This is a genomic window from Streptomyces sp. NPDC002911 (assembly GCF_053591835.1).
In genome coordinates this window covers 50,563-60,481 of the sequence record NZ_JBSFUO010000032.1, presented here as the reverse complement: position 1 = coordinate 60,481, position 9,919 = coordinate 50,563, and the positions used below count along the sequence as shown (strand labels likewise).

The 9,919-nt window shown below is 70.1% G+C and carries 9 protein-coding genes; 1 reads left to right on the top strand and 8 read right to left on the bottom strand.

What is annotated here, in order from left to right; all coding sequences use genetic code 11:
• Positions 1–469: S-adenosylmethionine synthetase N-terminal domain-containing protein (locus ACWD04_RS29705; RefSeq protein ID WP_451136833.1), on the bottom strand; the 469-nt coding region annotated here is incomplete at its 3' end.
• 75 nt (positions 470–544) lie between these two features.
• Positions 545–1,492: a glucose-1-phosphate thymidylyltransferase RfbA gene (rfbA, locus tag ACWD04_RS29700; protein WP_451136832.1), complete on the bottom strand. Its 948-nt coding sequence runs from the start codon at positions 1,490–1,492 to the stop codon at positions 545–547.
• A 438-nt stretch (positions 1,493–1,930) separates the two neighbouring features.
• Between rfbA and ACWD04_RS29695 the strand changes: the two genes are divergently transcribed.
• The gene (locus tag ACWD04_RS29695) at positions 1,931–2,875 is read left to right on the top strand and encodes a 3-hydroxyacyl-CoA dehydrogenase NAD-binding domain-containing protein (RefSeq protein ID WP_451136831.1); all 945 of its coding nucleotides are present in this window, start codon (positions 1,931–1,933) and stop codon (positions 2,873–2,875) included.
• Between the two features lie 105 nt (positions 2,876–2,980).
• On the opposite strand, the gene ACWD04_RS29690 is transcribed toward ACWD04_RS29695, so the two are convergent.
• The 6 genes from ACWD04_RS29690 to rfbB form a co-directional block, all read right to left on the bottom strand.
• A complete protein-coding gene (locus tag ACWD04_RS29690) occupies positions 2,981–3,808 on the bottom strand; it encodes an AfsR/SARP family transcriptional regulator (RefSeq protein WP_451136830.1) in 828 nt (275 codons plus the stop codon).
• 345 nt (positions 3,809–4,153) lie between these two features.
• Entirely contained in the window at positions 4,154–5,083 is a 930-nt protein-coding gene (locus ACWD04_RS29685; protein WP_451136829.1) for an alpha/beta hydrolase, read from the bottom strand.
• A gap of 56 nt (positions 5,084–5,139) precedes the next feature.
• Entirely contained in the window at positions 5,140–6,105 is a 966-nt protein-coding gene (locus ACWD04_RS29680; protein WP_451136828.1) for a Gfo/Idh/MocA family protein, read from the bottom strand.
• Entirely contained in the window at positions 6,105–7,550 is a 1,446-nt protein-coding gene (locus ACWD04_RS29675; protein WP_451136827.1) for an NDP-hexose 2,3-dehydratase family protein, read from the bottom strand. Before ACWD04_RS29675 ends, ACWD04_RS29680 begins: the two co-directional genes overlap by 1 nt.
• Positions 7,547–8,851, bottom strand: coding sequence for a lipopolysaccharide biosynthesis protein RfbH (gene rfbH / locus ACWD04_RS29670; protein ID WP_451136826.1), 1,305 nt, complete (start codon positions 8,849–8,851; stop codon positions 7,547–7,549). Before rfbH ends, ACWD04_RS29675 begins: the two co-directional genes overlap by 4 nt.
• Positions 8,848–9,855 carry a dTDP-glucose 4,6-dehydratase gene (rfbB, locus tag ACWD04_RS29665; protein ID WP_451136825.1) on the bottom strand — a complete coding sequence of 336 codons (1,008 nt, stop codon included), beginning with the start codon at positions 9,853–9,855 and terminating at the stop codon, positions 8,848–8,850. The genes rfbH and rfbB overlap by 4 nt, the downstream gene beginning before the upstream one ends.
• Positions 9,856–9,919 lie beyond the last annotated feature (64 nt).

The following is a 9,919-nucleotide window of genomic DNA, read 5'->3' as shown; positions in this document are numbered from 1 at the left end:
GGTGGATCGGCAGAGGCATCAGCTCGGGCGTCTCGTCACAGGCGTAGCCGAACATCAGCCCCTGGTCGCCCGCGCCCTGCTTGTCGAGCTCGTCCCCGTCCGCACCCGCGACGGTGCCTTCGGCGCGTTGTTCGTAGGCTGTGTCGACCCCTTGGGCGATATCGGGCGACTGGGCGCCGATGGACACCGACACCCCGCAGGACGCGCCGTCGAAACCTTTGGTGGAGGAGTCGTAGCCGATCTCGAGGATCTTGTTCCGCACCAGGGCGGCGATGGGCGCGTACGCCTTGGTGTCCACCTCGCCGGCCACATGCACCAGACCGGTGGTGATCAGTGTCTCGACGGCGACGCGCGAGGAGGGGTCCTCACGCAGGAGCGCGTCGAGAATCGTGTCGCTGATCTGGTCAGCGATCTTGTCGGGGTGACCTTCGGTCACGGACTCGGAGGTGAACAGACGACGACGGGACACGGGTGGCAACCTCCTGCTGGTGCGGCCGGTCGGTGACCGTCTCCGACCGCGCTGGACAGCGACTCGAAGGGACGTTCACACGATGGCCGGCAGGAACTCCCGGCCGGCGAAGTGCGGCCGGAGGGAACCGCCGAGCTCCGCGGGACCCGCCTCCCGCAGCGAGTCGGCGATCTCCATGACGTACTGCCCGTAGCCCGACTTCCCGAGCCGCTCCCCGAGCTCGTGACACCGTTGCGCGTCGATGAACCCCATCCGCAGCGCCACTTCCTCCAGACAGGCGATCCGCAGCCCCTGGCGCTTCTCGAGGGTCTGGATGTACTGGCCGGCGTCGAGCAGTGATTCGTGCGTACCGGTGTCGAGCCATGTGAAGCCGCGGCCCAGGTCGACCAGGTGCGCCTTGCCACGGGCGAGGTAGTGGCGGTTGACATCGGTGATCTCCAGCTCGCCGCGGGCCGAGGGGCGCAGGCCGCGGGCGATGGAGATCACGTCGTTGTCGTAGAAGTACAGTCCCGTGATGGCACGGTTGGAGCGGGGCTTCTCCGGCTTCTCCTCCAGGGAGACCAGCCGCCCGTTCTCGTCCGCCTCCCCCACGCCGTACCGCTCCGGGTCCCGCACCGGATACCCGAACAGCAGGGCGCCGTCGGTGTGCGGCATGTGTTCCTGGAGCAGGAGCGAAAATCCCGGGCCGTGGAAGATGTTGTCGCCGAGCACCAGCGCGACCGAGTCGTGCCCGATGTGGTCCGCGCCGATGGTGAAGGCCTCGGCCAGTCCGCGCGGTTCGGTCTGGGAGGCGTACGACAGCTCGATGCCGAGCGAGGAACCGTCGCCGAGCACCGCGCGGAACTGAGGAAGGTCCCGGGGGGAGGAGATGATGAGTACGTCCCTGATGCCCGCCAGCATGAGCACCGACAACGGGTAGTAGATCATCGGCTTGTCGTAGACGGGCAGCAGCTGTTTGGAAACCCCCAGCGTGATGGGGTGGAGCCGGGTGCCGTTGCCCCCGGCCAGAATGATTCCCTTCACTGATCGTCACCTCGTATCGTCGTGGATCTCAGGGCGCCAGGAGCTCCTGGCGCCCTGAGGCTGGAGCGCCGTGATCGAGCGATGGTCGAGGTGCACACCAGAGCGACGTCCGTCGCCGGACGGGTCGAGCAGCGTTCCAGCGGTTGTGGACCGGCCCCGGGCAGGCTTGCCGCGATATCCGCCCTCAGGCGCGTCTCGGTGCCGGCGGGCGCGGGCCCCCCGGGGGGGCCTTCCTGTCCGAGGAGGCGCGGCACGAGCTGCTCATCGGCGCCCTCGAAGGAGCCCGGGCACAGCTCGAGGGGGTCTCCGAGCGGTTCGGTGACGACACCCCGTCTGCTCCGGGGCGCACTCGTGCCGCGCCCGTCCTTCGAGGATGCGGCGACTGCGGTGCCGCTGACGGCCGAGCAGGCCCTTGCGAAGTCGAACGGAGACAAACGAGTGAGTACACAGCAGCAGCGCACGGTCGTGGTGATCGGCGCGGGCACGATCGGCCTCGGCTGGATCACCCTCTTCCTCGGGTACGGCCTGCGTGTCCGGGTCAACAGCCGACGTTCCGAGGCACCCACGGTCGTCGGTGAGGCACTGGACCTGTTCGCCCCGTTCCTCCCCGAGGGGACCGAGGACCCGGGGGCCTTCGCCGAACGGCTGGAGTTCGAGCCCGACCTCGAACGGGCGGTCGCGGACGCGGACATCATCGTCGAGAACGCACCCGAGAACCTGCCGCTCAAGCAGGAACTGTTCGAGCGGATCGGCAAGGCGGCTCCGGCCGGGGCGCTGGTCCTCTCCTCCACCTCGACGCTGAACCCCGACGACATGGGGGCGCGTATGGCGGATTCCGGCCGGCTGGTCGTGGCTCACCCTTTCAACCCGCCGCACGTAGTACCGCTGGTGGAGGTGGTGGCCGGGGAGCGCACCTCCACGGAGGCGGTGCGCGAGGCCGTGGAGTTCCTGCGGTCGGTGGGCCGGGCGCCGGTGGTCCTCCACAAGCCGATCCCGGCCTTCGCCGCCAACCGGCTGCAGTCCGCGCTGCTGCGTGAGTCGGTGCACCTGGTCCGCGAGGGTGTCGTCACGCTGGAGGAGCTGGACCAGGTGGTCACCCACTCGATCGGGCTGCGCTGGGCCACTGTCGGCCCGTTCCTCGCCTTCCACCTGGGGGGCGGCACCGGTGGTCTGCGCAAGTGGCTGACCACGCTCGGCAGTGGCCTGGAGCGCGGCTGGTCGCAACTGGGGCACCCGGTGATGGACGAGGAGACCGTCCAGTCACTCATCGAGCAGGCGGAGCGGGCCTACGGCTCGAAGTCGTACGAGGAACTCGTGCGTGAGCGGGACACCAAGCAGACCGCGATCCTGCGCACTCTGGCCGAGGCGGAGCGGGCCACCTGACCCGCGTGTGCGGGGGCACCGGACGGCGGTGCCCCCGCACATCCACGTCCCCGGTGCCGTCAGCGGCGGCACCGGGGACGTGGATGTACGGGGTGGGCGCGTGGCTCAGGCGCTCGTCTTCACCGCGACCAGCGGCCGGTGCGGCACCCGCGAGGGCATCCACGGAGTGTCCTCGGCGGGCTCGGGGCTGAGCAGCCGGCTCTGGAGCTGCTTCAGCTCCTGCGAGGGCTCCAGCCCCAGTTCGTCGGCGAGCAGCCGCCGGACGTTCTGGTAGGCCTGCAGTGCCTCCGCACGCCGTCCGCCCGCACCGAGTGCGGCGATCAGCCGGCTGTGGAACCACTCGTTGAGCGGATAGTCGTTGATCAGCCGGCGAAGCTCGGGAATCGACTCCCGGTGCTGGCCGAGCTGGTTCTCGGCCTCGATGCGGATCTCGTACGCGCGGATCCGCATCTCCTCCAGGTGCACGATGTGCCCGTTGAGGACGTCACCCGCGGGAAAGTTCGACAGGGCGGGGCCGCGCCACAGGCGCAGCGCCTGCCGCACGGTGCGCAGAGCCGAGACGGCGTTTCCGTCGCTGAGCTGGTTGCGCGCGAGCGACACCAACTGCTCGAAGACACGGATGTCGACCTCGTCGTCCTCGACCTGGATCGAGTATCCGGGCGGGCTGGTGAAGATCATGGAGCGGCCGGGCGGGACCAGTTCCTCGTTCACGAACATCCGGCGCGCGTGGTACACGTACGTCTGCAGGGTCGTTACGGCGCTGCGGGGCGGGCGCTCTCCCCACAGTTCCTGGATGAGGCACTCGGCGGTGACGATCTCGTTGGGCCGGGTGAGCAGCAGCGCGAGCGTCTGACAGACCTTCGGGGTGCCGGGGCGGTAGGACCTGCCGTCATCGGTGATGATCTCGAACGGGCCGATGAGATGGAAACGCATGGGGATCTGACTCCTCGTCGAGTAAGGACAACGGCTTTCCGTCCTTGGTAGAGGTGTGCAGGGCACCGGACGGCATTTCAGGACTACAGGGCAGTCGCGCGGGATGTCCGTCGTGGACAGCGTGGGATGTTCTGTGGCCGGTCCGCTCGGAATCGCCTTCAGTCTCCGCTGATCGCGAACATCCGCGCAACCGTCCCAATGTCAGGCCGAGGTCAATTAACGTCAGGATTGCGCTCCGCTTTGCGCGGGGCCTTTTCCCGGTGTCAGGACCACGCCCGGGCGGCGTTGTCGTCCGCCCCTGCGGGTCTCCGGGCAGGTCGGCACCGGCCCGGAGACCGAGGGCCCTCAGGACACCAGAGTGCCGGCGGTGAGCGGCGCCGGCGGGCCCGGCCGCGGCCCGGGGGCCGCGGCGTCCCGGGCGAGCAGGCACTCCTCCAGGAAGGCGAGCGTGCGCAGGTGGTAGGTGCGGGCGGCCCAGCCCAGCGAGATGTTGTGCCCGGCGTCAGGCTGCCGGACGACCGCCGCACGCGGCGCTGCCAGCGGGGCGAGCAACTCGCCCACCGCTTCCTCGTCGTGCCGCCACCACTGCTCCTGTTCGGCGAACGTGAACCCGACAGGTATCCGCACCCGGGCGGCGATCTCCGGGTACGTGTCAGGCCACAGCAGGATCTCCTGTGCCTCCCGTACCGGAACGGGGGTGACGAGAGCGCCGCTCAGCCGGAGGGCGTTCGGCGGGTAGAACCGTAACGCCCCCCAGTGGCGGCGCCAGGCGCCGCGTCCGTCCCTGCCGGGGAGCTCCCTGCTGTCGGTGGCGAAGCGGCATCCCAGGCCGGAGATCTCCACTCCGAGCAGGGGGACGTTCGTGTCGGCCGCGGCGGCGGACAGGGCCGGCCGGCCGCCGCTGGAGTGGGCGACGAGGAAGAACCCCGCGCCCCGGCCCGCCCCGTCGGCGAAGTTGGCCAGCGCCGAGAGGAGGGCCGCCGTCTGTCCGGCCAGGTCCAGGCCTTCGGGCAGGTGGTGGGCGGAGGCGCCGTACCCGGGCCGGTCGAGGGAGAGCACGGTGTAGCCCAGTTGCGCCCCGAGCGTCAGCAGCGACAGCCCGGGGTGTGCCCGGTTGTCGAAGTAGCCGGCGCTCATCCCGCTGCCGTGCAGGGCGACGACCACCGCGCGGTGGGCGACCCCACGGGGCACTGCCAGCAGTCCGGACAGGGGTGTTCCGGCTGCGTCGAGGGTGACCGGGCGGACGCCGGGGGGAAGTGGCGGCAGCGGTGCCATGGGAACTCTCCTGGTCGGAACGGAATCGGTGGCGGGTGGTGGCCCGCCCCCGGTTCTCAGCCGAGCGGCGCACGCCGGCGTATCTCGTGCAGCAGGGCTGCCTGTGACAGGACGGCGGGCTCCGGTGCGGCACCGGTGCGGACCGCCTGGGCGAAGGCGGCGACCGTACGCAGCACCTGGTCGTCGGGCGGGAGGTGGATCTCCTCGACTCCACCGCCCCGTTCGAGCCGGATCTGCGGCGGGGCGCCGGCCGGTGGGGTGAAGGCCCGGTCGACGGTGAGGACGCCCTCGCTGCCGCAGATCTCGTAACCGGACCGGTAGGCGTGGTCCAGGCCGAACGTCAGCTGGGCGCCCACCCCTTCGGGGGTGTGCAGCAGCGCCGTTCCCGCGATGTCGACCGCCTTCCCCGGGCCACCGCGTACGAGCACCGCGCCGGCGACCTCCAGGGCGCCGCCCAGCAGGTGCAGGGCGGCTCGCACCGGGTAGACACCCGTGTCGAACAGGGCGCCGCCGCCGAGGGCCGGGTCGTGGCGGATGTCGTCGTCCGGCAGCCGGGGGACGGTGAAAGCGGCGCGGAAGGCCCGCGGTTGCCCGATCGCGCCGTCCGTGACCAGGGCCCGCACCGCCTCGTGCTGCGGGTGATGGACGAACATGACGTTCTCCATCAGCGCGAGACCTGACGATCCGGCGAGCAGTGCGAGGGCCAGGGTGTGCTCCGGGTCGGTGGTCAGCGGCTTCTCCGCGAGGACGTGTTTGCCCTCGCGCAGGGCCGCCCCCACCCACTGCGCGTGCAGCGCCGCCGGCAGCGGCACGTACACGGCGTCGATGTCCGTGCGGGCCAGGAGCGGCTCGTACCCGGTGACGGCCCGGCAGCCGAACTCGGCGGCGGTCCGTTTCGCTTTGGCCCCGTCGCGGCTGGCGACCGCGACGAGGTCCACGCCGGGGCAGGCCCGTATGGCGGGCAGCATGCGGCGGCGCGCGATGGCCGCGCAGCCGAGCACACCGATGCGTACGGTCTCCATCAGAGGTGGACCGCCCCGGTGGTCAGGCAGGACAGCAGGGTGCGTGCCTGCACGTTGAGGTAGTGGTTGTGGCGCAGCAGCGAGCTCAGTTGGCTGGGCGTGGCCCACCGGTAGCCCGGCGGCGGGTCCAGCGGTGCTTCCTGTTCGTCGGCCTCGACGAACAGGTACCGGCTCTCGGCGTTCAGGAACCGGCCGCCTTCCTCGGAGTGGATGGCCTCGTAGCGGATGTGCGACGGGTCGGCGTTCAGCACGAGGTCGAGGAAGGGGGGCCGGTCGGCGGCCGGCAGGTGGTCGTAGTTCGACGGCGTGTACTGCACTGTCGGGCCGAGCTCGACGGTGTCGGCGAAACCGCCCTCGGCCCGGGCGTGCACCAGGACATGCGGGACCCCGCCGACCCTGCGGGTCAAGAACGCGGTGACGCCCAGGCCCGTCGGTTCGAACAGGGGCTGTGTCCAGCGGGAGACCTCGCGGCTGCCTGCCTGCACGCTCACCGCCACGACTCTGAAGAAGCGCCCCTCCTCGTGGTCGGTGGACCACTTACCGCGCTTCCAGCCCGGTATGCCGGAGAGGGGGACCCGTTCGGCCGTCACGTGGCGGCCGGAGCGCTGGGAGGTGAACCAGGACAGCAGCTCGGTGTCCGAGTGCAGTGCGAGGGTGTCGGCGTCGGTGCCGGTGCCGGTGCCGGTGCCGGTGCCGGGGGACGGTGCGCAGGAGAGCACGGTCCGCGCGTCCATGTTGACCACGTTGTCCTGGCGGAGCAGTTCACCGATCTGGCCGAGGGTCAGCCAGCGGAAGTCGTCGTGCGGGGGGACGTCGCCCGCCGCCTCGACCAGCATGTTGCGGTTGCTCTTGCGGAAGAACCAGGACCCGTGCTCGGACTGGAGCACATCGGTCAGCACCCGGCCTCGGGCGGGACCCTCGACGAAGTGTTCCAGGTAGCGCACGTCGGCGCCCTTGTGTGCCTTGGTGTAGTTGCTCCGGGTGGCCTGCACGGTCGGCGACAACTGGAGGAGGTTGCGGTTGCCGGGCTCCATCTTCGCCTGCATCAGGAAGTGGGGCACCCCGTCGAACTCCTTGACGAGGATGCCCAGGATGCCGACCTCCGGCTGACGGATGATCGGCTGGTGCCACTCGCTGCTGCGGTCGCCGTCGTCGGAGGTGACGCGCAGTCCCTCGACGGTGAAGAACTTCCCGCTGGAGTGCGCGAGGTTGCCTGTCGTCGGGTCGAACGACCAGCCCTCCAGCTCCGCGAACGGAATCCGGTCCACTTGGAAGCCGTTGGCCCGGCGGCGCTCGTCGAGCCAGTCGTGGACGTCCTCGGTGCGCAGCGCGGCGCCCTGCCGCGCGGCCGCCGAACGGGCGAAGCTGTGCGGCAGTCTCGCGTCGTCGCGCCGCCGCAGCGCGTCGGTGCCCGGCGGGCGGGAGGAGACGGTGGGGAGGTTCATGCCTTGCCTCCCACGAACTCCTTGACGGAGGTGACGACGTAGTCGAGCATCTCGTCGGTCAGGGCCGGGTAGACGCCGATCCAGAAGGTCTGCTCGGTGATGATGTCGCTGTTGGTCAGGTCGCCCGCCACCCTGTGGTCGGTGCCCATGTAGGCGGGGTGGCGGGTGAGGTTGCCCGCGAACAGGCGTCGCGTGCCGATTTTGCGGTCCTCCAGGAAGTCCACGAGCGCGGCCCGGGTGAAGGGCGCCTGGGGGTCCACCGTCAGCGCGAAGCCGAACCAGCTCGGGTCGCTGCGCGGGGTGGCCTCGGGAAGCACCAGGTGCGGCACGCCCTCCAGTCCTTCCCGCAGCCGGCGCCAGTTGCGGCGGCGTGCCGCGCAGAACTCGTCCATCTTGTCGAGCTGGGTGAGCCCTAGTGCGGCCTGGATGTCGGTGGCCTTCAGGTTGTAGCCCACGTGGGAGAAGATGTACTTGTGGTCGTAGCCCTCGGGGAGGGTGCCCATCTGGTATCGGAACCGCTTGAGGCACTTGTTGGTCTCGCCCGGCTCGCACCAGCAGTCACGGCCCCAGTCGCGCAGTGACTCCACGATCCGCGCCAGTGACAGGTTCGAGGTCAGTACGCAGCCGCCCTCCCCCATCGTCAGGTGGTGGGCCGGGTAGAAGCTGACGGTCGTGAGGTCGCCGAAAGTGCCGGTGAGCCTGCCGTCGTACGTCGACCCGACAGCGTCGCAGTTGTCCTCGATCAGGTACAGATCGTGTTCCTCGGCGAGCTGCGCGATCTCGGTGGCCTCGAACGGGTTGCCGAGCGCGTGGGCGATCATGATGGCGCGGGTGCGGGGCCCGATGGCCTGGGCGACGCGGTCCGCGGTGGTGTTGTAGGTGCCCAGCTCCACGTCGACGAAGACGGGGACCAGCCCGTTCTGGATGATGGGGTTGACGGTGGTCGGGAAGCCCGCCGCGACGGTGATCACCTCGTCGCCCGGCTTCAGCCGGCGGTCCTCCAGCAGGTGGGAGGTGAATGCGGTCAGGGCCAGCAGGTTCGCCGACGAGCCGGAGTTCGTCAGATGTGCCTTGCGGTGCTTGAGCTTGCGGGCGAACCGGGACTCGAACAGGCGCGAGCTGGGACCGGCGGCGATCCGCATCTCCAGGGCGGCCTCGACGATCGCCGTGCGGTCGGCCTCGTCCAGCACCGCCCCGGCGGGCCAGATCTCGGTCGTGCCGGGGACGAAGGGCCGCTCGTCCTGGACGTCCCGGTGGAACTTCTTGGTCTCGTCGAGGATCAGTTCCTTGTGGACGTTCATGACGCGTTGCCTTCCTTGTTCTGTGGGAGGGGCTCTTCGCGGTCCTTCACGGCCTTCCACCAGTCCGGGTTGTCCCGGTACCACGCCACGGTGTCGGCGAGTCCGCGTGTGAGGGGGATGCGCGGGGCGTAACCGAGTTCCTCGCGGATCTTGGTCTCGTCCAGGGCGTAGCGGAGGTCGTGTCCCTTGCGGTCGGTGACCTGGCGCACCATCGAGCGGTCGGCGCCGCACAGCTCGAGCAGCCGGTCTGTGATGTCCCGGTTGGTCTGTTCGTCGCCGCCGCCCACGTTGTAGACCTCGCCCGCCCGGCCCTGGTCGAGGACCAGGGCGATGGCCCGGCAGTGGTCGTCGACGTGCAGCCACTCGCGGATGTTGCGGCCGTCGCCGTACAGCGGGACGGGTCTGCCTTCGAGCAGGTTCGTGACGAACAGCGGGATCAGCTTCTCGGGGTGCTGGTACGGGCCGTAGTTGTTCGAGCAGCGGGTGATCGACGCGTTGAGGCCGTGCGTGCGCCAGTAGGCGCGGGTGATCAGGTCGGAGGACGCCTTGGAGGCGGCGTAGGGGGAGTTGGGCCGCAGTGGCCACTCCTCGGTCCACGCGCCCTCGGTGATCGAGCCGTACACCTCGTCCGTGGAGACGTGGACGAACCGGTCGACCCCGGTGGCCAGGCAGCCGTCCAGGAGGGTCTGTGTGCCTGCGACGTTGGTGCGCACGAATTCCGTCGCGGAGCGCACCGAGCGGTCCACGTGCGACTCGGCGGCGAAGTGGACCACCGCGTCGTGCCCGGCCAGGATGTCCCGCACGAGAGGCGTGTCGCAGATGTCGCCCCGTACGAAGTCCAGGCGCGGGTGGGTGGAGGGCAGGTTGTCCCTGTTGCCGGAGTAGGTCAGTTTGTCGAGCACGGTGACGTGGGTCAGCTCGTGGCCCGCGTAGCCGTCCGCCAGCAGCGTACGGACGAAGTGCGAACCGATGAACCCGGCACCTCCGGTGACCAGCAGTCTCATACGGCCGCCTCGGTGGGGGCCCCACGGAGGACGAGTTGCGTCATGGAGATCTCCTCATGGTGAG